Origin of the sequence: Lysinibacillus sp. IITD104, from assembly GCF_036698265.2 — a bacterium.
GTDB lineage: Bacteria > Bacillota > Bacilli > Bacillales_A > Planococcaceae > Lysinibacillus > Lysinibacillus boronitolerans.
In genome coordinates, this window is sequence record NZ_JBAHYH020000001.1 from 3,241,490 (window position 1) to 3,262,076 (window position 20,587).

The following is a 20,587-nucleotide window of genomic DNA, read 5'->3' on the forward strand; positions in this document are numbered from 1 at the left end:
CGTCTATAAGTATGTAAAAGCTTCTTTCACATTGACGTCAACAATACCGGATTAAATGTGTTACAGCTTTTTTGAACAAACTGCTACTAGGTGTACTATTCTCACCTATTATAGCAAAATGATACAAAAACACTTAGCTATTAATTATGAATGATTTATGAACGATTTCACCACAAAGAAAGTGTAAACATCCAAATACCTCTTGTGGTATCCACACTTTCTTCTGGCAAAATAGCATTAATCAAGCTTTCCTGTTTCTGCTAACACACGTAGTTGCTTTACTTCATGCTTTGATAATTCACGGTATTCTCCTGGAGCAAGGCCAAATAAATCTAAGAAAGCAAAGCGTTCGCGTTTTAATTTGACAACGGGTGTTCCAATCGCTTCAAACATACGACGAACTTGGCGATTGCGCCCTTCATGAATCGTGATTTCACAAATAGCTTTGCCCGCTTTTTCATCGAAAGATGTCATGCTTACCTTAGCAGGTGCTGTCTTACCATCCTCTAATTTGATCCCTCGTTGAAGCTTTTTAAGCCCTTCAATTGTTGGCACACCTTTGACACGAGCGATATAGGTTTTGTCAATTTTAAATTTCGGATGTGTCAACATATAGGAAAATTCCCCATCATTTGTCAATAGCAATAATCCAGATGTATCATAATCAAGACGACCAACTGGGAAAATACGTTGCGGAATATGATGAAATAAATCTGTGACAGTTTTGCGTCCTTTATCATCTGTAACTGCAGAAATTGTTCCACGTGGTTTGTAAAGTAAGAAATATACCTTATCTTCTTTTTCTAGTTTTACACCTTCTACTTCAATTGTATCGGAATTAGATACCTTTGTTCCTAACTCACGAACCACTACACCATTTACTTTAACTTTACCTTCTAAAATCAATTGCTCTGCCTTGCGCCTTGACGCAACGCCTGCATAGGCAATGACCTTTTGTAATCTTTCCATTTTTTCACCTCTAGTTTTCTTTCACATTGACACGTTCGTCATCATTCGATTTCGATCCAATGAATAGGGTTATTTTTCCCGCTAATCTGTGAAAATTATGTCATACTTTTAGACATTATTAAAGAAAAACAAATTTCACAATTTTTATTTGAGTATTCCAAATAATTTCTCATTCGCTAATTTCTTAACATTTGAACCGAGATTTTGTTTTGTTTACTAGCAGTATACTCATTTGGTAATCATGCGAATCGATTGTATAATGTTTATTTTGACAGAAAAAAAGCTACCATTCGGCAGCTTTTATTTGTATACATTTTCAATTGTTAGGCCACGTTGCTTTAACTCATTGGCTATATAGTTTTTAGCCAGTATCATGTTGCCTGCCAAAGGTTCCTCAATTGTTGAACCGTCTTGAAATGTAAAAACCAGATGATCAGGCTTTGTCACTCCACTTTTTTCTAGATTTACCTGCTCAACTTTCACTATTTCTTCCCACTCGACAAAATTTACTTTTAAACTAAAAAATGGATTCATATGAATACCTCTCGAATCTATCCATTTATAAGTATTAAAGCTTAATGCGATAAAACCTAAGGCAATTAATAAGGAAGCAGACACTAGACCACGTTGAATATTCTTTCTTTTTTTCGTTTTAGGTATGATTAAATAATTGATTAGTAGTACGAGGGCCATAACAAATAAAGAGACCATAAAGATAATATAAGCATTAAAATAAGGTGCAAAATAATAAAATTCATTAGGTCGATATAGCATCTCTTGAATTGGATATAGTAGAATGACAGGGACAATTAAACTTGATAAGAATAAGACAATTATTAGCCCAAATTGAATTTGTCTACCTTTACTTTCCATAGAAGCATTCCTCAATTTCCTCACCCCTTTTTCGAAAATTAAGAATTCTCTCTTCATTATCATTCTACCAAATTTAACACTAATTAATCAAATAATGTAAAAAATCAGCAAATCGTTTTTAACGATCCGCTGATTCAACTTTTACTGGCGTTGCATAAATACGTTCTTCCCCTAAAAAGATCGACAGGACTGCTTCTTGACGTTTCCTTGAAACATGTAATACTTGCCTCACTTGTTCTTTTTCCTCTTTATTTAATTGTAGTCGAATAGGCTCTTGTAAACGAATAGCCAACTTTTTATTGACATTGTATTTACCCTTCTTCACTACTGTTTCAAGACTATAATCTTGCCATACTTTATTGGATAAGCCTCGATGTACATTCCAATCATCTGATTCATTTAATGTGACGACAATGCAGGTTTGCCCATCCTTTTGAAAGGCCGTTGCAAGTGTTCGTCCAGCAACTTTAGTAAAGCCTGTTTTTCCAGCAAATGCAGTACCAGTGGCTGACTTTAAGGAACTAACAGGCTGCTCTGTCTCATCATCTATATCTGCTGCTATTCCTGAACCTTCTCTTAATAGACGGTGTTTATTTTCCCATAGCATTCCGTTTACTGTATTTGCCCGATAAAGTACCGTTGAAGCAATTTTCTCAAATGTTTTATTTTGCAAAGCAAGTCTTAACATCTCAGCAGTATCTCTTGCAGACGATAAATGCTCATCATGATGAAGACCAGAAGGATTCATAAAGACGGTATTAGTAAGACCTGCAATAACGGCTCTTTCATTCATTAATTTGACAAAGCCCTCGACAGATCCCCCTACATGTTCGGCTAAAGCTGTTGCAGCATCATTGCCTGAACGTAGCATTAAGCCATACAATAACGTTTCAACTGTCACCGTTTCACCAGCCTGTAAGTAAATAGAACTCCCCTCAGCCATAGCAGCCTTCGGAGATATGACGACTTCTTCCTGCAAGTCACTATTTTCAATTGCCACAAGTGCTGTCCAAATTTTCGTTAGACTAGCAATAGGTAATCGTTCATCGCTATTGGACCCTATTAAAATCCGTCCTGTATCGCCATCTAAGACAGCATAGCCGCTTCCTCCTCTTGCTAAACTAGTTTGAGGAAGCATGGCCATTAACACAATAATCATGATCAGTGTTAAACGAAATAACCGAAGCAACGAGCCACTCCTTATTCAATGTGATAGGAATTTATAGATTTATATTTATGTTGAAGGCAACGCATTATACCTAACCATTATTTTGCCCCGCTAAATGTCTCTTGGAATTTTGTCATAAATAAATCTGTTTCTTGTTCTGTTTCAGCAAGGTCCTCTTCAGGTAGAGGAGGCATTTCTTCTATACTATTTAAGCCAAAATAATGTAAAAATTCTTTTGTTGTTCCATATAAGATGGCACGTCCAGTCCCTTCTGACCGACCTACCTCTTTAATTAATCCTCGTGAAACTAACGTCTGGATTGGGCGTTCACACTTGACACCGCGCAAATCTTCTATCGCTACACGTGTAATGGGCTGTTTGTATGCCACTATTGCCAACACTTCGAGGGAGGCTTGAGATAAGGATTGTGCCGTTGGATTTTCTACTAATCTTTGAATCGTATCGGCAAACTCAGATTTTGTAATGAGCTGATAGACGCCTGCAATTTCTTTCACCGTAATTCCTCTTGCTAAATCTTCTTCATAGGCTTCTCTCAATGTATTCATTGTTTGAAGGATCAGCTCTTCCTGTTCTCCTAAAAGTTGTGAGAGTTGTTTAATCGTTAAGCCATCATCTCCCACAACAAACAATAAGGCCTCAATTTTACTCTGTAACATCAATGTTTTCGTCATCTTCCCATTCCTCCTTCTGTAAGGTAACCATTAATTCTTCAAAGTTACCATCTTGCTCTACGATGACGACCTGACGCTTCATCAGTTCAAGAAGGGATACAAACGTTAGAATAAGTGTTGGCTTATCTTCATAGGGAAAAAGCTCGAAAAACGATGCACGTCCACCTGTTAATCGTAAAGAATCCACAACAGAACGCATTTGATCTTTTACTGATCGTTCCTGCCTTGCTACAGTTGTTTTTAATGGTTTCTTTAATTTTTTGCGACGCATCAATTTTTGAAATGCTCCAAGCATATCATAGATATTCACATTCAAATCAAATAAAGCCATCTGTTCTTCTGAGGCTAATCCTGTTAAATCAGCAGGTGGCCTCGTAAATACCTGAGCTCGGTCTGTTTCAAGCTCTTGCAAATTACTTGCTGCTTCCTTGTACTTTTTATATTCGATTAAGCGTTGCACCAATTCTTCACGAGGGTCAGGGCCGTCCACTTCTAATTCTGCGTCCTCCATCTCTCCTTCGTGAATTGGCAATAACATGCGGCTTTTAATTGCCAGCAACGTTGCTGCCATTACTAAATATTCACTTGCTTCATTTAACTCCAGTACTTGCATTGCATGTATATGGTCGATATATTGTTGTGTAATTTCAGCCATTGGGATATCATAGATATCAATTTCCAATCTGTGAATTAAATGCAATAATAAATCAAGAGGCCCTGAAAAGGCTTCTAATTTTACTTCATAAGACATTATTTTACCACCCTGAGATTCTATGTTCTTTTAGTATAGTGGAAAGGAGTCCAAAATGCATCCACAGCATCATACTTTATTTATAGATTACTGTGCTTATTTTAATGGCAATCAAGATTTTTTTGAATGCCATGAAGTGCTAGAGGAATATTGGAAGGAAATTGCTCCTGGTGATAAAACGCATCCGCTTGTCGGCTATGTACAGCTGGCAACAGGCTTCTATCATTGGCGACGTGGTAACAATACTGGTGCTAAACGAATTTTAGAAAAAGCACTTCATAATTTTCAAGTAAATGAAGGGCATGTTTTTTTCCAAGAAATTGATTATCCTGAACTCCTAACACAAATAGCAAAAGCTATCACTTCGATTAAAACGGGCAAGTCCTTTCAAACTTTCCAGCTCCCTCTCTCACCTCACTTGCTGGATTTAGCGCTAGCACGTATAAAGCTTTTGCCATCAAATAGCTCAAATTATCTTCTTCATAAACATATGCTTCGAGATCGCTCACATATTCTTGCAGAGCGACAAGAAAGCAAACAAAGAAAAAGCAGACGTTGTTAATCGTCTGCTTTTTCATCGATACAATGAATACATTTTTGAACAAAACTGCGTGTTTCATCTGTAGCACGCACACTTTCATATTGGCCAATTTCTGCCACTTCTTGAAGCATCTCAGTTGCTACTCCCTCTCCCCTATAGGAAGGGATCACCGACACGTGCTGGATTGTGGCTATATTATGCTCATCAACAACAAGCCCTACAATGCCAACATATTCATCATTCTTTTTCCATAAGTATAAAACCCAATTATCGTCATTTTCATAGGAGTGGATGGTTTCTGTAAGCTTTTTTACGTCTTTTTCGTTAGGCATAAATGAAAGTAGCCCCATTGCTATTTTCTCTAAAGCTTTTTTATATCGAATTAACATATTTGTCTATTCCCTCTTTTTCTAGCTGTACATAATCTTTGACTATCCTACACGATTTGTACTTTTACCGCAAGCCAATTTCTGTCTTACGAACCAGGTCCGAGAATACCTTTCGACGCCAACACCCAATAGACTACGCCCCATAATAAAATAAATGTTGTAATGGACGCTAGTAATACCCACTTATTTTTCCTCAAATTTACTCACCCTTTTTTAAAGTTAGCGGGAGATCGTTTTGCACAATATCTTCATAACTTTCGCGGCGAATAGCTAGTTGATGCTGTCCATCCTCTACAAATACAACTGCAGGTCTTGGCACACGATTATAGTTACTAGCCATCGAATACCCATACGCACCTGTACAGAAGATGGCTAACACATCACCTGAAGCAGCATCTTGTAGTTTAGCATCAATAATTAATTTATCGCCAGATTCACATAATTTACCAGCAACTGTATAGAGTTCATCTTTCGGCTCGTTCGCCTTACTTGCGATGATTGCCTCATATTTAGCGTCGTATAATGCGGGACGGATATTATCACTCATACCGCCATCAACAGCAATATATTTTCGCACATCTGGCACTGTTTTTTGTGAACCGATTGTATAAAGAGATGTTCCTGCATCACCTACAAGTGATCGACCTGGTTCAATCCAAATTTCCGGCATCTTCAGTCCAAGAACAGTTGCTTTATTTTTGACAACTGTAATCATATCCTCTACATATACTTGTGGTTCAAGCGGTGCATCTTCTTCAGTATAACGAATACCAAAGCCCCCACCTAAGTTTAACACAGTACATGTAAATCCGTGAGTCTTGTTCCAATCAGAAATTTTGTCAATCAATTTTTCTCCAGCCAAGCCAAAACCAGCAGTATCAAAAATTTGTGAGCCAATATGGCAATGTAAGCCAAGTAGCTCTAGGAATTCATGGTTAAATGTCTGTTGGAATGCTTCATCTGCTTGACCATTGTTTAAGTCAAAGCCGAATTTTGAATCTGCTTGACCTGTCGTGATGAAATCATGCGTATGTGCTTCAACACCTGGTGTAACACGTAATAATATACGCATTTTTTGCTGACGGCGCTCCGAAATATCTTTCAAAAGCTGTATTTCATAGAAATTATCTACAACAATACATCCAATCTTGGAGTCAAAAGCTAGCTCTATTTCTGCATTGCTTTTATTGTTACCATGAAAATGAATGCGCTCTGCAGGGAAACCTGCCTTTAATGCAGTAAATAATTCTCCACCAGATACAACATCCAATGATAAATTTTCTTCTGCTGCTAATTGATACACCGCTACACATGCAAATGCTTTTGAAGCATAAGCTACTTCTGCTTTTACGCCTAGTTTTTTAAACGTATCGATAAAGCTACGCGCACGCTTACGAATAAGTGCAGTATCATACACGAAAAGTGGTGTACCATACTCTTTTGCTAGCTCTAGTGTGTCTACCTGTCCAATTGTTAAATGACCATTTTCAGAAATCGCTTGTGTTCCATATAAATGCATGTGCATCTCTCCCTTTTCACATCGTTCCATCTTGTTATTTTTACGGCTTGATAGGGGATTGTTCTTTACTGTTTAGAGCCATCCCATCTAGAAATTATTTCCATCAAATATAAAAAAACAAATGTATAGTACTTGCTTTTTCTTGAATGAAAATAATTTTTGCAAAAATCACAAAATACTATATGTGAACTTTATCACATGAAAAAAACGAGTGCAACGGCTCCTATGATCTTTTTCGCTGTTTGGAAGCGACTACATAAGGTCTTAGTGCGTCCGAAGTCATTGGGAAACGAATGATGACACGAAGCATCGCTGTTGGAAAGAATGGAACAAGCGGCCATAAATAAGGTGCTTGCATTGGTCGCAATGAACATAAATACGTAAACAATAAAAATAAACCAATAAATAACCCATTGACACCCCAGAGACCCGTCATTAGAAGTAACAGTAACCTAAAAATTTTAATGGAGATACTGAGCTCATAGGATGGAATAATGAAAATAAGAATGGCTGCAACTGCTGTATAGAGGACCACCTCTGATGAGAATAATCCAACATCAATTGCAATTTGACCAATGATTACCCCCGCAACCAATCCCATCGCTGTGGATAATGGTGACGGAGTATGAATGGCGGCCATCCTCAAAAATTCAATGCCAATATCTGCAATCAAAATTTGTAGTAATAAAGGTACATGCGATTTCTCCTCCGTACCTAAAAAGGAGAGGGCATCTGGAAGTAGGGATTCATTCGTTGCAAATACATACCACAACGGCAATAAAAGTAAACCCATAACTGAGCCAAAATATCGCATAAAACGTACAAACGTCCCTACGGTCGGTGCCTGACGATATTCCTCTGCATGCTGTAATAAATGAAACACCGTAACAGGCACTAAAATAACGGATGGAGAAGTGTCGACTAATATAGCTATATGCCCTTCAAGTAGATGAGCTGCAGCAATATCGGGCCTCTCCGTATAACGTACAAATGGCACTGGGTGGAACTTTTGTTTAAAAAGCCATTCTTCTAATGATTTATCAGCCATCGTCAAGCCATCATGATTGATTTGTCCAAGACGCTGTCGTAAACTTTCGAGCATATCTTCATTGGCAACATCCTTCATAAACGCGATCGCCACGTCGGTTTGACCGATTTTGGATATTTTATGTAGCTCGAAACGTAAATTACTATTGCGAATTCGTCTACGTATTAAAGCCGTATTTTGAGAAATTCCTTCTGTAAAGCCATCCCTTGAGCCACGAATAACTTTTTCATTATCTGGCTCTTCAGGAGAACGTCCTGGATAGTTTCTAAGCTCTGCAACATAGCAATAGCCACTTTTAGTAATAAAGGTGACTTGTCCACTCAAAATGGATAGTAAATAGGCCTTACGCTCTGTTTCCTCTGAACGTCCATGGAAATTAAAATAGGACTCAAAATATTCCTTCTCATCCTCTACATCAATCTCAATGTCCTCATCTGGAAGCATGCTAGACAGTAATTGTGTTAAAGCTTCTCCATCTACAAGCCCACTAATATATGCACAAAGGACCGGCAAATCCTTGACAAATAAGTGTTTAATACCAACGTCAAACGATTCGCCGTCACCAAATTGTTCTATAAGAAAATCTTCGGCTTCTTCTAAGCTGTTAAATAATTTATTTGTCATGCTGTCACCATTTTCTTAGATGTCTTTTTTTATTACTTCCTGCTCCACTGTTGCGCTTGTTGCCATCCAACTTTTCAGCTGGGCAAGGATTTTTTTCTCTAATCGGGATACTTGTACCTGCGATATACCTAACCTATTTGCAATTTCAGTTTGCGTGCAATCTGAAAAATAGCGAAGATATATGATAGACTGTTCTCTTGGCTCAAGTCTCGTTAGTACTTCTTTCAACGGGATATAGTCAAAGGGTTGCTCCGATTTTTCATCCTTCATTTGATCCATTAGTGTAATGGAATCCCCCTCACTCTCATACAATTGCTCATGAAGAGAGGCTGGGTCTCTCAATGCATCGGATGCGGTAACAATTTCCTCTGTTGTCACACCAAGCACCTGAGCAAGCTCTTGAATGGTTGGTGGATGTTCGTTCTTTTTAATAAATTCATCTGTAGCATGGCGGATTTTAAAATTGAGCTCACGAATAGAGCGGCTCACCTTCACCATGCCATCATCCCTTAAAAAGCGTTGAATTTCTCCAATGATCATCGGTACGGCATAGGTTGAAAATTTCACATCATAGGTTAAATCGAATTTATCCACAGATTTCATGAGCCCAATGCAGCCAATCTGGAATAAATCCTCAAGCTCAACACCTCTCGTTGTAAAACGTTGAACAATGGACCACACAAGTCTCGTATTGCCTTCTACCATTCGTTTACGAGCCTCATGATCGCCCTGCTGTGCACGTGCAATTAAATCACGCATTTCCTCCTGAGACAATAGCTTATCGGACGACTGTTCTAACGGCTTCATGGGCTTAACCTCACATTACCGCTGTGCGAACTGTGTAGAATTTCTTCGTGAATGTTACAGTTGTTCCTTCTTGCCATTTTGATATAACTGTTAGCTGATCTGAAAAGCTATCCATAATCGTGAAGCCCATACCTGAACGCTCCATCATACCTTTTGTTGTAAATAATGGCTCCATTGCTCGACTAACATCTTCAATTCCAATCCCTTTATCCATGACAGATACTGTCACAATATCATCCTCACGTTTAGCATGAACTGTCACAATACCCTTACCATCTTCTTCATAGCCATGAATAATAGCATTGGAAACCGCTTCTGAGACAACTGTTTTAAATTCTGATAGCTCATCAATAGTTGGGTCTAATTGTGCAATAAAGCCTGTAACAGCAACACGCGCTAAAGCTTCATTTTCACTAAGTGCCAAAAAAGTTAATGTCATTTCGTTATCCATTTACAATCCCCCTAACGCGATCAATCGCTTGTTCCTCTGTTGCATCCATCATCCACGGTCCTAACCCTGAAAATTGAAATACTTTTCGCATTGTTGGCGATGGATTCAATAATATAGTTCGCCCAGCAACTGCCTCTAGCTCACGCATACGACCAAGCACTAAACCAACTCCTGAACTATCCATAAAAGATAGTCCTTCCAAGTTCCAAATGATGGTCGTCACAGTGCCTTGAAAAATTGCTGCAGAAATTTTCGCTCGAATTTGTTCCACTGCATGATGATCGAGCTCCCCAAACAAACGTATAACGACTGTCTCTCTTGTGACCATTTCTAATTGATAATGCATGAACATCGCCTCCTCCTCGTGCAATTCCACATTCATTAGGGTGAATCCTTGCGGCTGACAGAACTAGTGCAAAGTCTTCCGAAATAGTGTCTAATCGACATACTTATAGCTTTTTAGGTTAAGTGCAGTATGGGATAAATCAACAATTTCTAAACGCCATATTTCTCTAAATTTTGGTGATTGATGGAACACAAAAAAGCGAGAGCCCTCTTGAAGTGAGGGCTCTCGCTAATGATCTTTAGGCAATTGTATAAGCTTGCTGAATTTTATTAATTGTCTCTTCGTCAATCGGCTGATTTGAATACAAATAAGCAATCGTATCGCCATTAGTGACATGATCACCTTTTTTGGCGATTAGCTGAATACCTGCATCATAATCTAGCTTTGATTCTTTCGTTAAACGTCCAGCGCCTAGACTAACACTTGCTTCACCAACCAATAAAGCATTTATAGTTTCCACAGTGCCTTCTGAAACCGCTGTCACTGCTACTTTATGAGCTGTGTCATTTTGAACAATATCAGAGACTACTCCGCCTTGCGCCACAATAAACTCCTCGAATTTTGCAGCGGCAGAGCCATCTGCTAGCACTCCCTTAACAGCAGCTGTCGCTTCCGCTTCATTCACACCAGCCGCAATTTGGTACATCAAGGAAGCGATGACAACACATTCATCAACCAAATCTTCATGCGTTTCTTCCAAACGTCCACTTAATAGGGCATAAGCCTCTACTACCTCAAGCTTATTACCAATCATTTTCCCTAATGGATTATCCATATCACTAATATGTGCGATGACTTTACGGCCCAGTTTTTCACCAATGGCCGTCATTGTATCTGCTAAACGCTGTGCTTCTTCCTGCGTCTTCATAAACGCACCAGAGCCACATTTTACATCCAGTACAATACCATCGGCACCACTAGCAATTTTTTTACTCATAATCGATGCGGCGATTAGTGGAATAGAATCGACAGTACCTGTCACATCACGCAATGCATATAATTTTTTGTCGGCGGGTACAAGATTACCTGTTTGTCCAGCAACTGCAATTTTATGCTGATTGACATTATCAATGAATTCCTGGGATGAAAGCTCTGTTTTAAAGCCCTGAATGGATTCAAGTTTATCAATTGTTCCCCCAGTAATCCCTAAGCCTTTACCACTAAATTTCGCAACAGGAATTCCGAGAGCAGCAATAATTGGCGTAACAACAAGTGTGACCTTGTCACCAACTCCCCCTGTTGAGTGTTTATCAATTTTGAAGCCTTCAATAGATGTTAAATCAATAACATCGCCTGATTCGATCATTGCCTTTGTTAAATAAAATGTCTCATCATCTGACATACCTAGTAAACGTATCGCCATTAATAAAGAGCTTGCTTGATAATCTGGGATTGAGCCTGTCGTATAGCCTTCAACAAAATACTGAATTTCAGCTTGAGAAAGCTCTAATCCTTGTTTTTTCTTTTCAAACAATTGAACCATATTCATACAAAAAAACCCCCTTATTTCAAATCATGTAAGAAACTTTTACCGAATGGTGGTGCTTCTACATGAAAGTTTTCTGCAACCGTTGCTGCAATATCAGCAAAAGTTTCACGTAGCGGAAGTTCCGCCCCACCTTTGAAACGTGGTGAATAGACAATTAGTGGTACATATTCACGTGTATGATCTGTCCCTGGGAAGGTTGGATCATTGCCATGATCTGCTGTAATAATTAATAAATCGTCCTCTGACATTGCCTCTAGAATTTCTGGTAGACGTGCATCAAATTCCTGTAATGCCTGTCCATAGCCTAGTGGATCACGACGATGGCCGAAATTGGCGTCAAAGTCCACTAAATTTAAGAAGCTCAGACCGTGGAAGTCACGACGTACAACTTCTGCAAATTGATCCATTCCATCTCTATTATTTTTTGTACGTACAGAATCTGTCACACCTTCACCGTTGAAAATATCCGAGATTTTTCCAATAGCTATAACATCTAATCCCGCATCCTTCAAAACATTCATCGTTGTTCGACCAAATGGCTTTAACGCATAATCATGACGATTGGATGTACGAGTAAAGTTTCCAGGTGTCCCCACAAATGGTCGAGCGATGACGCGACCTACTAAATATTCAGGCTGTAATGTTAATTCACGAGCAATTTCGCAAATTTTATATAGCTCTTCTAGTGGGATGATTTCCTCATGAGCAGCAATTTGTAAAACAGGATCGGCTGATGTATAGACAATAATCGCACCTGTTTCCATATGCTCCTTCCCGAAGTCTTCAATTACTTGGGTACCACTTGCTGGTTGATTGCATAGCACTTTACGACCTGTACGTTTCTCTAGCTCATCAATTAGCTCCGCTGGAAACCCATCTGGATACACTTTAAATGGTTTATCAATATTTAGTCCCATGATTTCCCAATGGCCTGTCATCGTATCTTTACCAACTGATGCTTCTTGCATTTTACCGTAGTATGCTTTAGGGTCAGTAGTTGCATGCATTCCATGCAATGGTTCAATATTCGCTAAACCAAATGACTCCATTACTGGCATTGTAAGCCCATTCATTTTTTCAGCAATATGTCCTAGTGTATGTGCGCCAACATCCCCAAAATTTGCAGCGTCTGGCGCTTCACCAATACCTACGGAATCCATGACAACAACATGGATTTTGTTAAATGGTTTATTCATAATGGTTGCCTCCTAATCTCATGACTCTATTTTACCAAAAAAATGCGAAAAATAAAGGTCAGACATCCGACTGAAATATAATTTTTTCCTATTAACTTTAAGCACGTGGATGGAATTGCTTATAAACCTCAGATAATCTTGTTTTGCTAATATGTGTATAAATCTGCGTAGTAGATATATCTGCATGACCAAGCATCTCCTGTACCGCTCGTAAATCAGCTCCATTTTCAACCAAATGAGTGGCAAAGGAATGACGCAATGTATGTGGTGTTAATTCATGTTGGATGCCTGCCTTTAAGGCATGCTCCTTCATTAATTTCCAACAACCCTGCCTTGTTAAACGTTTCCCTCTTTGATTAATAAAAAACGCATCTGTTTTGGGGTACTTTCCCTGTAATTGACCCCGAGCACCATTTAAATAGGCATTTATTGCCGAAAGTGCGCTTTTGCCGAGTGGTATGATTCGCTCCTTGCCACCCTTCCCAAATACACGTACAAAGCCCATAGTTAAATGAATATCAGCTAAATCCAGTGCAATAAGTTCACTGATGCGCATACCAGATCCATATAATAACTCTAGCATAGCAAGATCACGTATACCTTGTGGCTTACTTCGATTCGGAGCTGTTAGTAAAGCTTCAATCTCTTCGATCGATAAGATATTAGGCAACTTTTGCTCAATTGTCGGCATTTCCAAATGGACTGTCGGATCGGTTTCTGCCCGCTTTTCTCGTAATAAAAATTGGTGGAAACTCCGAATAGATGAAATATGACGGGCAACGGTACGACTTGTCTTCCCCTGTGCCCGCAATTGCTCTAAATGGCGTAATATAGTTGTCCGTTCCACCACACTAAAATCAGACATACCTTCTACTTCCTTTAAAAAATGCACATAGCTTTCTAAATCTCGGCGATAGGATGCTAATGTATTAACAGATAACTGCCTTTCCACTTGAATAAAATGGATATAGTCCTCTACTGCATATTGAAATTCATTCATCACAACGCCCCCTTACTGTCAATTATTCTCTATTTTAGCATGGCCTTAAGAAATGTGCTAAAAGCCCCTCCATTCGACATAAACCACCAACTATGATGGCGTTCTATACTCCAATAAAAAAACAAAAAACTGTCCGATTCAATCTATACCAAAGATTAAAACAGACAGTTTTTTGTTAATTTTCTTCATTCGATTCGTCGTTTTTATCATGACAGCGCCAGCATATGCCGTGGAAAGTTAGTCGGTGATCTTTTATGATAAAGTTCCAACGTTTTTCAACAACGGCTTCCACATCTTCAAGCAAATCTTCTTGAATTTCATCAACAGCACCACATTCGATACAAACAAGATGATGGTGGAAATGGGCAGCTCCCTCTTGGCGTAAATCATAGCGCGATACGCCATCGCCAAAGTTGATTTTGTCGACAATTTTGAGCTCAGTTAATAATTCTAACGTTCTATAAACAGTCGCTAGACCAATCTCAGGTGCTTTTTCTTTTACTAAAAGATAAACATCTTCAGCACTTAAGTGATCCTCTTCGTGCTCAAGCAAAACAGCAACTGTTGCTTCTCGCTGCGGCGTCAGCTTGTAACTAGCACTATGCAACTGTTTTTTTATACGATCAATTCGGCTCTCCATGTGACGCCCCCCTAAACTCTTTCCATTATACCAAAGGAGTAAATCCTATTACAAGATAGTGAATAGATTTCTAACATGCTTCTACTTTTTTATCTGATCACAATTTTGGTCCATTCAATCCATCATTTTAACACATAAGAAATAACAATAAACTCAGCAACTATTATGATGAAAAATGAGATAAAATTCAACAAAATTGTCCGACCAGATACTTGTTTCCCGATTTTTCGCTTTGACCAAGCAGGTACAAGTAAATTGCATAGGACTAGCAACAATATACAATAGATAAGCTGAAATGGAAACCACCAAATCGTATAAAGCCAAAAAGCTTCAAGTTTTTGTAATAAAAAAACCGAACTAAAGCCAAAAAAAGTGGCACGCATGGCTACAGTCACACGCACTAACACCTTTAAGACGCTATGAGTTGCTAGTAATAATATAAGACCTATGGAAATAGCAACAGGCAGTACTAAACGAAAAATGGATTGCCTGTCCCCATCTGCTAAACGAGGCTCTATAAATAATATAAAGGGTTCCGCTTTCGGTCCACCAATAATATGAAAGAAAATAACGCCACAAACAAAACTTACTGCAATGATGGAAGCGTGATAAAAAATAGACACCGTACGAGACATAAACATGCTCCTTTTCTATCAAGGTTTGTACAGCTTATGCTCGTCCGTCTCTATTATGCTAAAAGATTATTTTCTAAATTTGCAGCTAGCCATAGTACTGCAAATGCTGTTTTAGCATCATATATACGTTGGTCAGCCACCATTACTTGTGCTTCTTCCAACGAAACTTCTAATAGTTCGACAAATTCATCCTCATCTAAATCTGCTTTATTATCTATTGTATATAATCCCTTCGCCACAAACAAATGAATAACTTCATCCGCAAAGCCTGGTGATGTTGCAAATGTTTGTAAAAAAGTAAGTTGATGCGCGCCATAGCCTGTCTCTTCTTCTAATTCTCGGCGTGCTGTCACTACTGGCTCCTCACCTGGCTCAAGCTTTCCAGCCGGTATTTCAATAATAGAACGCTCCAGCGCTTTGCGATATTGTTCTACTAACACTAGTTTACCCTCGTCCGTAACAGCAATCACTGCTACGGCACCTGGATGCTTAATTATTTCACGTTTTGCAACCTGTCCATTTGGTAAAGTGACATCATCAATTTGTAATTTTATTATTCTTCCGTCATAGACCGGTGTCGTTTTCGTTGTTTTTTCCTCGAACTTTTTCATTGACGATAACCTCGCTTGTTCTTCAGATATGTTCATTGTACCATTACAAGTAGAGAAATCGAAGGAGGTCATTCGTATGAAAAAAAGACAGCTTGGTACAAGTGAATTGTTTATTTCAGAGATTAGTTTAGGAGGCATGTCTCTTTCGACAGATAAAACACAAGCAGCTACCATTGTCGATATGGCATTAGATGCTGGCATTAACTATATAGATACAGCTGATTTATATGATTATGGTGCAAATGAAGAGATTATTGGCGCAACGTTAGGTAAGCGTCGTCATGATATCATCCTAGCAACAAAGGTAGGTAATCGGTGGGCAAAAGGGGTAGATGGCTGGCATTGGGATGCATCACCATCCTATATAAAAGAAGCTGTCCATGCTAGCTTACGACGTTTAGGAACGGACTATATTGATGTATACCAATTACACGGTGGCACACTCGAAGATAATTGGGATGGGATAATTGACACATTTGAAGGGCTTAAAAAAGAAGGGCTCATTCGTGAATACGGTATATCCTCAATTCGCCCTAATGTATTGCAGCAATTTTTACCTGCAAGCTCAGCTAAAAGCGTCATGATGCAATACAGTGCTCTCGATCGCCGCCCTGAAGAATGGTTTGATTTTATTGCGAATCAAGGTGCATCTGTTGTAACACGCGGCACAGTGGCAAAGGGCTTATTAACGAATAGCTGGCAACAACGTCTACAACATGTTAATGGTTTTAACACCTATACTGCTGAGGAGTTAACAACAACGTTAACAGACTTAGCCTCACACTATGATGATTTGCATGCTTTGGCTATCGCTTTTAATCTGAAAGAGCCGACAATCGCTTCTACGGTCATTGGCGCAAGCTCACAACGACAACTAGCACAAACGCTTGCTTCCTACGAGAAAATTAATTCAATAACAGATTTCAAGGTAGCTAATGAGCTAACAAAAAATGAGAACTATCAAGAACATCGATGAAAAAATGGCTAATTTTTATCATTTGTCTAGTTGTACTAGTAATTTCCTCTAGTATGACCTATGAACAACAGAGTATTCTACCAGAATTAGAAGATTTGCTTGCCAATAAACCTTTGGAAAAACAACTTTCTATTTTAAAAATTCCCTATTGGGGAACCATCGTTTCAGTGGAAGAACGAGGTTATTTTCCATTTGTAGAGTTTTTGCTACGTAAATTGACACACTTCATAGGATTTGGATGCATCGCACTTGGCCTTTACTTCGCCTGGGGAAAAAGACGTTTTGCAGCAAGTATTGCTATCGGTGGAACGGCAACAATCGCGGTGCTTGATGAATTTCGTCAAAGCTTTACGCCAGGTCGTACTATGAGTGCTCAAGATGTGCTTGTCGATACAGCTGGAGCCATTGTTTTTGTTAGTCTCGTTGTTGCAGTAAGAAAAATACTCAAAAATAAAAGACAAAAGGCACAATTATAGCCTTTTGTCTTTTATTTTAAAGTTGAAACCGCCAAAAATAGAGGGACTTCGTTACTTTATACAAGTTAGCTCCTGCTTTTTCTAAAACTCGATGGGAAGCCATATTATCTGTTTCGGTATCTGCAATAACGTATTTTACATTTGGCTGATGAAGTAACCAGTTTTTAAGAGCTATGATTGATTCTGTCATATAGCCCTGCCCCATATAAGGAGGCAAAGTATAATACCCGATCACAACTTCCTCTTGCTCACTTTGTATTCCTTTTAGCATTATGCCACCAATAGCACAATTTTTTTCTTTTAATACAAGTAACCAATTTGTATGCCATAAATAGTTTTGCTCATCTTCCAATACTTTGGAAAGTCTAAAATACAATGCTTGTTTAAGCTCGTTATCTAAACTCCCTTCACCTTTTCTTAAGAGCAACTCCTCCGCCATTTGTTCCTCATGCTCTATTAGTAAATTTAGATACTTAGCGTTTAAAGGAATTAATCTTATTCTTTCTGTCTGTAATTCTACCATGTTGTTCTCCTAACATAATTTAATCGATACTAAACTACAATTAGGTATATGTTATTGGCAGCGTCTCCCGTTCGTTTAAATTCAAAGACCTCTCCCTCTATATCGACCACAGCCATATAAATTTTATGCTGTAAAATACAAAACAGTGAACCCACTTATGTGAATTCACTGTTCTCTCTTAATATTTAGTACCTTTATCGCCGTATTCGTTTAAAAGTTCTTCAAACGATTTGTTTTTTTCTCGTTGTTTACGTTCAAAAGCTAGTTTTGCCTGACGCTCTTCTTCTGCCGCCTGCTCTTTAGCAGTTAAATCTTGCTTCGCTGCTTTTAATTTTGCTAGCACATCGCCACCTAGCTGATCTGCTAATGTGACGGCCTCTTGCTTAGGTAGACTAGCTGTTACGCTATTGTCAGTATGCTGTTGCTGTTTTCGTTTCTTTCCCATTTCTATTCACCTTCTTATTGACATCAAGGGCGCTTCACAACTGTTGCTACGCCTTGTCCACCACCGATACATAGTGTGGCTAAGCCCGTTTTCACATCACGCTTTTCCATCTCATGTAATAGCGTTACCAAAATCCGAGCACCACTTGCACCGATTGGGTGACCAAGAGCAATAGCACCCCCGTTAACATTTAGTTTATCATGATTAAAGCTTAATTCACGATCTACAGCAATTGATTGTGCTGCAAATGCTTCATTTGCTTCAATTAAATCGATATCGTTTAAAGTAATATCAGCCTTTGTCAGCGCTTTTTGTACTGCTTTTACAGGACCTGTCCCCATAATTGCAGGATCTACACCAGCACTAGCATTCGCTGTAATGATCGCCATTGGTTGAATGCCTAGCTCTTGTGCTTTTTCCTTTGACATCACCACTACCGCTGCCGCACCATCATTTATACCAGACGCGTTCGCTGCTGTGACAGAGCCATCCTTTTTAAATGCTGGTCGTAGCTTACCTAAGGATTCCGCTGTCACACCTGCTCGTGGAAATTCATCTTTATTGAAAAGAAGTGGCTCTCCCTTACGCTGTGGAATCTCGACAGCAACGATTTCATTTTCAAACTTGCCAGCTGCAATCGCTGCCTCTGCGCGTTGCTGAGAACGAGCTGCAAAAGCATCCTGCTCTTCTCGAGAAATTTGATACATATCACATAAATTTTCAGCTGTAATGCCCATATGATAATCGTTAAAAGCACACCATAGGCCATCATGAATCATTGTATCTACTACCTTTTGGTCGCCCATTCGGAAGCCTTCACGAGCATTTTTTAATACGTATGGAGCCTGGCTCATATTTTCAAATCCACCTGCAACAACAATCTCTGCATCTCCCGCTAAAATCGCCTGTGTTGCTAAATGAACAGCCTTTAAACCTGATCCACATACTTTATTAATTGTTAAAGCTGATACCTCTTGAGGTAACCCCGCTTTAATTGCCGCTTGACGCGCTGGATTTTGTCCAAGTCCAGCCGATAAAACATTCCCCATAATGACCTCATCGACCTGTTCTCCTGCTACGCCAGCACGCACTAATGCCTCTTTAATGACAATGCTACCTAACGTTGTCGCTGGTACCTCTTTTAATGTCCCCTGAAATGAGCCGATTGCAGTACGCACCGCACTCACGATTACTACCTCGTTTGTCATAATCATTCTCCCCTTTTCCCCGTTCAAGAATCAACACTGCATGCATATGCTACTAGCAGATATGTATATTTTAACAAATATTATGACGATTTTCGATAATAGAAATAATCGCAGTTTTGCCAAAGATATTGTAAAATGTTGACGTGTTTTAAACAATCTTAGTTGGGAACATTACAAATAAGAAACAGCATGTGGAGGTGTTTTATGATGAAAAAGAAGATGCTTTTATTCTCTGGTATTACAACAACGCTAGCCGCCGCTGCAACAGGTCTGTTCGGCTTCGCGCTTTCCAATAAATTAATGTATATCCAGCAAAAAGACCCTGAATTTATACGGGAACGAGAAACGACCGCAAAGCGCTTTGATGAGGCTTGGTACAATAAAAACTTGAAATGTGAACTGAATATTGATTCTCCAAATGGCTATACAATTCGAGGCATTATGTTTCAGCCATTGCAAACAAATAACACGATCATCATTTGCCACGGTGTTACCGAAAATAAAATAAATTCCGTGAAATATGCTCGCCTTTTTGAAAGACTTGGCTATAATTCTGTTATATTTGACCACCGTCGCCATGGTGAATCTGGAGGCAAGACAACAAGCTATGGCTACTATGAGAAAAACGACCTTGATGCCGTGGTGAAAACAGTAAAAGCCATGATTGGAGAGGATGCTATACTTGGCATTCACGGTGAATCGATGGGTGCAGCAACCATGCTCCTCTATGCAGGAACAGTCGAGGATGGCGCTGATTTTTATATCTCAGATTGTGCGTTCTCTGACTTTTCTATGTTGCTCAAACAAATTGCAAAAACTGAATTTAAATATGGCTCCATTATTCCTATTCGTTTTGCTGACTTTTTTGTTCGTCTCAGAGATGGTTACTCATTTAAAAGTGTAACACCTGCCGAAGCCGTCACACATATTGAAAAACCTGTGCTCTTTATCCATAGTATTCCTGATACGTTTATTCCAGCTTCCATGTCACTCGATCTCTACAATAAAAAAACCGGTCCAAAAAAATTAAAACTTTTTGATACGGGGGCACATGCACAATCCTTTAATGAAAATATGGATGAATATGAGGATTTAATTCATGATTTTCTAGACAATTTTATTTATCAAAAAATCAATCGGGATTCTTCTTCTTCGAATGTCATTCCATTCCATTTTTAGGGCAATGAAAAACCTTGCGTCATTTGACTCG

The 20,587-nt window shown here is 39.0% G+C and carries 24 protein-coding genes; 4 read left to right on the plus strand and 20 right to left on the minus strand.

Translation table 11 applies throughout. From position 1 onward, the window contains the following. Positions 1-237: 237 nt before the first annotated feature. From V1L66_RS16570 to V1L66_RS16590, 5 genes are all read right to left on the minus strand, one after another. On the minus strand, positions 238-969 hold the full coding sequence (locus V1L66_RS16570; protein ID WP_004232209.1) for a pseudouridine synthase: 732 nt from the start codon (positions 967-969) through the stop codon (positions 238-240). A gap of 300 nt (positions 970-1,269) precedes the next feature. Next, positions 1,270-1,857, minus strand: coding sequence for a hypothetical protein (locus tag V1L66_RS16575; protein ID WP_333005540.1), 588 nt, complete (start codon positions 1,855-1,857; stop codon positions 1,270-1,272). A gap of 103 nt (positions 1,858-1,960) precedes the next feature. Beyond that, positions 1,961-3,031, minus strand: a complete 1,071-nt coding sequence (locus V1L66_RS16580) for a D-alanyl-D-alanine carboxypeptidase family protein (protein ID WP_036080147.1) — start codon at positions 3,029-3,031, stop codon at positions 1,961-1,963. 77 nt (positions 3,032-3,108) lie between these two features. Then, positions 3,109-3,702 carry an SMC-Scp complex subunit ScpB gene (gene scpB, locus V1L66_RS16585; RefSeq protein WP_016992995.1) on the minus strand — a complete coding sequence of 198 codons (594 nt, stop codon included), beginning with the start codon at positions 3,700-3,702 and terminating at the stop codon, positions 3,109-3,111. Beyond that, positions 3,674-4,453 (minus strand): segregation/condensation protein A, encoded by a 780-nt coding sequence (locus V1L66_RS16590; RefSeq protein ID WP_016992993.1) that lies wholly within the window; start codon positions 4,451-4,453, stop codon positions 3,674-3,676. The genes scpB and V1L66_RS16590 overlap by 29 nt, the downstream gene beginning before the upstream one ends. 55 nt (positions 4,454-4,508) lie before the next feature. On the opposite strand from V1L66_RS16590, the gene V1L66_RS16595 reads away from it, so the two are divergent. Beyond that, on the plus strand, positions 4,509-5,015 hold the full coding sequence (locus V1L66_RS16595) for a DUF309 domain-containing protein (RefSeq protein WP_016992991.1): 507 nt from the start codon (positions 4,509-4,511) through the stop codon (positions 5,013-5,015). On the opposite strand, the gene V1L66_RS16600 is transcribed toward V1L66_RS16595, so the two are convergent. The 12 genes from V1L66_RS16600 to V1L66_RS16655 all read right to left on the minus strand — a co-directional run bounded on the left by V1L66_RS16600 (position 5,012) and on the right by V1L66_RS16655 (position 15,749). Further along, positions 5,012-5,383: a GNAT family N-acetyltransferase gene (locus V1L66_RS16600; RefSeq protein WP_016992990.1), complete on the minus strand. Its 372-nt coding sequence runs from the start codon at positions 5,381-5,383 to the stop codon at positions 5,012-5,014. The genes V1L66_RS16595 and V1L66_RS16600 overlap by 4 nt on opposite strands. A 199-nt stretch (positions 5,384-5,582) precedes the next feature. After that, on the minus strand, positions 5,583-6,902 hold the full coding sequence (gene lysA, locus V1L66_RS16605; RefSeq protein ID WP_036080153.1) for a diaminopimelate decarboxylase: 1,320 nt from the start codon (positions 6,900-6,902) through the stop codon (positions 5,583-5,585). Positions 6,903-7,125: 223 nt separating this feature from the next. Continuing rightward, positions 7,126-8,574, minus strand: a complete 1,449-nt coding sequence (locus V1L66_RS16610; protein ID WP_036080156.1) for a spore germination protein — start codon at positions 8,572-8,574, stop codon at positions 7,126-7,128. Between the two features lie 15 nt (positions 8,575-8,589). Continuing rightward, positions 8,590-9,381: an RNA polymerase sporulation sigma factor SigF gene (gene sigF / locus V1L66_RS16615; RefSeq protein ID WP_009370709.1), complete on the minus strand. Its 792-nt coding sequence runs from the start codon at positions 9,379-9,381 to the stop codon at positions 8,590-8,592. A 10-nt stretch (positions 9,382-9,391) separates the two neighbouring features. Next, a complete protein-coding gene (gene spoIIAB, locus V1L66_RS16620; protein WP_016992986.1) occupies positions 9,392-9,832 on the minus strand; it encodes an anti-sigma F factor in 441 nt (146 codons plus the stop codon). Then, entirely contained in the window at positions 9,825-10,178 is a 354-nt protein-coding gene (spoIIAA, locus tag V1L66_RS16625; RefSeq protein ID WP_004232181.1) for an anti-sigma F factor antagonist, read from the minus strand. The genes spoIIAB and spoIIAA overlap by 8 nt, the downstream gene beginning before the upstream one ends. A 238-nt stretch (positions 10,179-10,416) precedes the next feature. Next, positions 10,417-11,667: a thymidine phosphorylase gene (locus V1L66_RS16630; RefSeq protein ID WP_036080159.1), complete on the minus strand. Its 1,251-nt coding sequence runs from the start codon at positions 11,665-11,667 to the stop codon at positions 10,417-10,419. 14 nt (positions 11,668-11,681) lie between these two features. Then, positions 11,682-12,863: a phosphopentomutase gene (gene deoB / locus V1L66_RS16635; protein WP_016992981.1), complete on the minus strand. Its 1,182-nt coding sequence runs from the start codon at positions 12,861-12,863 to the stop codon at positions 11,682-11,684. A 97-nt stretch (positions 12,864-12,960) separates the two neighbouring features. Then, on the minus strand, positions 12,961-13,863 hold the full coding sequence (gene xerD / locus V1L66_RS16640; protein ID WP_016992979.1) for a site-specific tyrosine recombinase XerD: 903 nt from the start codon (positions 13,861-13,863) through the stop codon (positions 12,961-12,963). A gap of 175 nt (positions 13,864-14,038) precedes the next feature. Continuing rightward, on the minus strand, positions 14,039-14,503 hold the full coding sequence (locus tag V1L66_RS16645; protein ID WP_008174639.1) for a Fur family transcriptional regulator: 465 nt from the start codon (positions 14,501-14,503) through the stop codon (positions 14,039-14,041). A gap of 122 nt (positions 14,504-14,625) precedes the next feature. Further along, complete coding sequence (locus V1L66_RS16650) at positions 14,626-15,138, minus strand: hypothetical protein (RefSeq protein ID WP_036080164.1); 513 nt, start codon at positions 15,136-15,138, stop codon at positions 14,626-14,628. Between the two features lie 53 nt (positions 15,139-15,191). After that, positions 15,192-15,749 (minus strand): NUDIX hydrolase, encoded by a 558-nt coding sequence (locus V1L66_RS16655; protein ID WP_333005553.1) that lies wholly within the window; start codon positions 15,747-15,749, stop codon positions 15,192-15,194. Positions 15,750-15,825: 76 nt separating this feature from the next. On the opposite strand from V1L66_RS16655, the gene V1L66_RS16660 reads away from it, so the two are divergent. Both V1L66_RS16660 and V1L66_RS16665 read left to right on the plus strand, forming a co-directional pair. Continuing rightward, positions 15,826-16,725, plus strand: coding sequence for an aldo/keto reductase (locus V1L66_RS16660; protein WP_333005556.1), 900 nt, complete (start codon positions 15,826-15,828; stop codon positions 16,723-16,725). Next, entirely contained in the window at positions 16,722-17,201 is a 480-nt protein-coding gene (locus tag V1L66_RS16665; protein WP_333005558.1) for a VanZ family protein, read from the plus strand. The genes V1L66_RS16660 and V1L66_RS16665 overlap by 4 nt, the downstream gene beginning before the upstream one ends. Positions 17,202-17,217: 16 nt before the next feature. On the opposite strand, the gene V1L66_RS16670 is transcribed toward V1L66_RS16665, so the two are convergent. The 3 genes from V1L66_RS16670 to V1L66_RS16680 form a co-directional block, all read right to left on the minus strand. After that, on the minus strand, positions 17,218-17,724 hold the full coding sequence (locus tag V1L66_RS16670; RefSeq protein ID WP_333005560.1) for a GNAT family N-acetyltransferase: 507 nt from the start codon (positions 17,722-17,724) through the stop codon (positions 17,218-17,220). Between the two features lie 178 nt (positions 17,725-17,902). After that, positions 17,903-18,169, minus strand: coding sequence for a YqkE family protein (locus V1L66_RS16675; RefSeq protein WP_036080173.1), 267 nt, complete (start codon positions 18,167-18,169; stop codon positions 17,903-17,905). A 23-nt stretch (positions 18,170-18,192) separates the two neighbouring features. Continuing rightward, entirely contained in the window at positions 18,193-19,377 is a 1,185-nt protein-coding gene (locus V1L66_RS16680; RefSeq protein ID WP_333005562.1) for an acetyl-CoA C-acetyltransferase, read from the minus strand. A gap of 207 nt (positions 19,378-19,584) precedes the next feature. On the opposite strand from V1L66_RS16680, the gene V1L66_RS16685 reads away from it, so the two are divergent. Further along, the gene (locus V1L66_RS16685) at positions 19,585-20,556 is read left to right on the plus strand and encodes an alpha/beta hydrolase (RefSeq protein WP_036080551.1); all 972 of its coding nucleotides are present in this window, start codon (positions 19,585-19,587) and stop codon (positions 20,554-20,556) included. Positions 20,557-20,587 lie beyond the last annotated feature (31 nt).

Coding starts and splice junctions, on each gene's coding strand:
- xerD (WP_016992979.1), bottom strand. CDS start 13,863: ATGAATGAATTTCAATATGCAGTAGAGGACTATATCCATTTTATTCAA.
- lysA (WP_036080153.1), bottom strand. CDS start 6,902: ATGCATTTATATGGAACACAAGCGATTTCTGAAAATGGTCATTTAACA.
- sigF (WP_009370709.1), bottom strand. CDS start 9,381: ATGAAGCCGTTAGAACAGTCGTCCGATAAGCTATTGTCTCAGGAGGAA.
- V1L66_RS16675 (WP_036080173.1), bottom strand. CDS start 18,169: ATGGGAAAGAAACGAAAACAGCAACAGCATACTGACAATAGCGTAACA.
- V1L66_RS16610 (WP_036080156.1), bottom strand. CDS start 8,574: ATGACAAATAAATTATTTAACAGCTTAGAAGAAGCCGAAGATTTTCTT.
- V1L66_RS16680 (WP_333005562.1), bottom strand. CDS start 19,377: ATGACAAACGAGGTAGTAATCGTGAGTGCGGTGCGTACTGCAATCGGC.
- V1L66_RS16670 (WP_333005560.1), bottom strand. CDS start 17,724: ATGGTAGAATTACAGACAGAAAGAATAAGATTAATTCCTTTAAACGCT.
- V1L66_RS16590 (WP_016992993.1), bottom strand. CDS start 4,453: ATGTCTTATGAAGTAAAATTAGAAGCCTTTTCAGGGCCTCTTGATTTA.
- V1L66_RS16630 (WP_036080159.1), bottom strand. CDS start 11,667: ATGAATATGGTTCAATTGTTTGAAAAGAAAAAACAAGGATTAGAGCTT.
- V1L66_RS16570 (WP_004232209.1), bottom strand. CDS start 969: ATGGAAAGATTACAAAAGGTCATTGCCTATGCAGGCGTTGCGTCAAGG.
- spoIIAA (WP_004232181.1), bottom strand. CDS start 10,178: ATGCATTATCAATTAGAAATGGTCACAAGAGAGACAGTCGTTATACGT.
- spoIIAB (WP_016992986.1), bottom strand. CDS start 9,832: ATGGATAACGAAATGACATTAACTTTTTTGGCACTTAGTGAAAATGAA.
- V1L66_RS16595 (WP_016992991.1), top strand. CDS start 4,509: ATGCATCCACAGCATCATACTTTATTTATAGATTACTGTGCTTATTTT.
- V1L66_RS16685 (WP_036080551.1), top strand. CDS start 19,585: ATGAAAAAGAAGATGCTTTTATTCTCTGGTATTACAACAACGCTAGCC.
- V1L66_RS16660 (WP_333005556.1), top strand. CDS start 15,826: ATGAAAAAAAGACAGCTTGGTACAAGTGAATTGTTTATTTCAGAGATT.
- V1L66_RS16655 (WP_333005553.1), bottom strand. CDS start 15,749: ATGAAAAAGTTCGAGGAAAAAACAACGAAAACGACACCGGTCTATGAC.
- scpB (WP_016992995.1), bottom strand. CDS start 3,702: ATGACGAAAACATTGATGTTACAGAGTAAAATTGAGGCCTTATTGTTT.
- V1L66_RS16645 (WP_008174639.1), bottom strand. CDS start 14,503: ATGGAGAGCCGAATTGATCGTATAAAAAAACAGTTGCATAGTGCTAGT.
- V1L66_RS16600 (WP_016992990.1), bottom strand. CDS start 5,383: ATGTTAATTCGATATAAAAAAGCTTTAGAGAAAATAGCAATGGGGCTA.
- V1L66_RS16665 (WP_333005558.1), top strand. CDS start 16,722: ATGAAAAAATGGCTAATTTTTATCATTTGTCTAGTTGTACTAGTAATT.
- deoB (WP_016992981.1), bottom strand. CDS start 12,863: ATGAATAAACCATTTAACAAAATCCATGTTGTTGTCATGGATTCCGTA.
- V1L66_RS16650 (WP_036080164.1), bottom strand. CDS start 15,138: ATGTCTCGTACGGTGTCTATTTTTTATCACGCTTCCATCATTGCAGTA.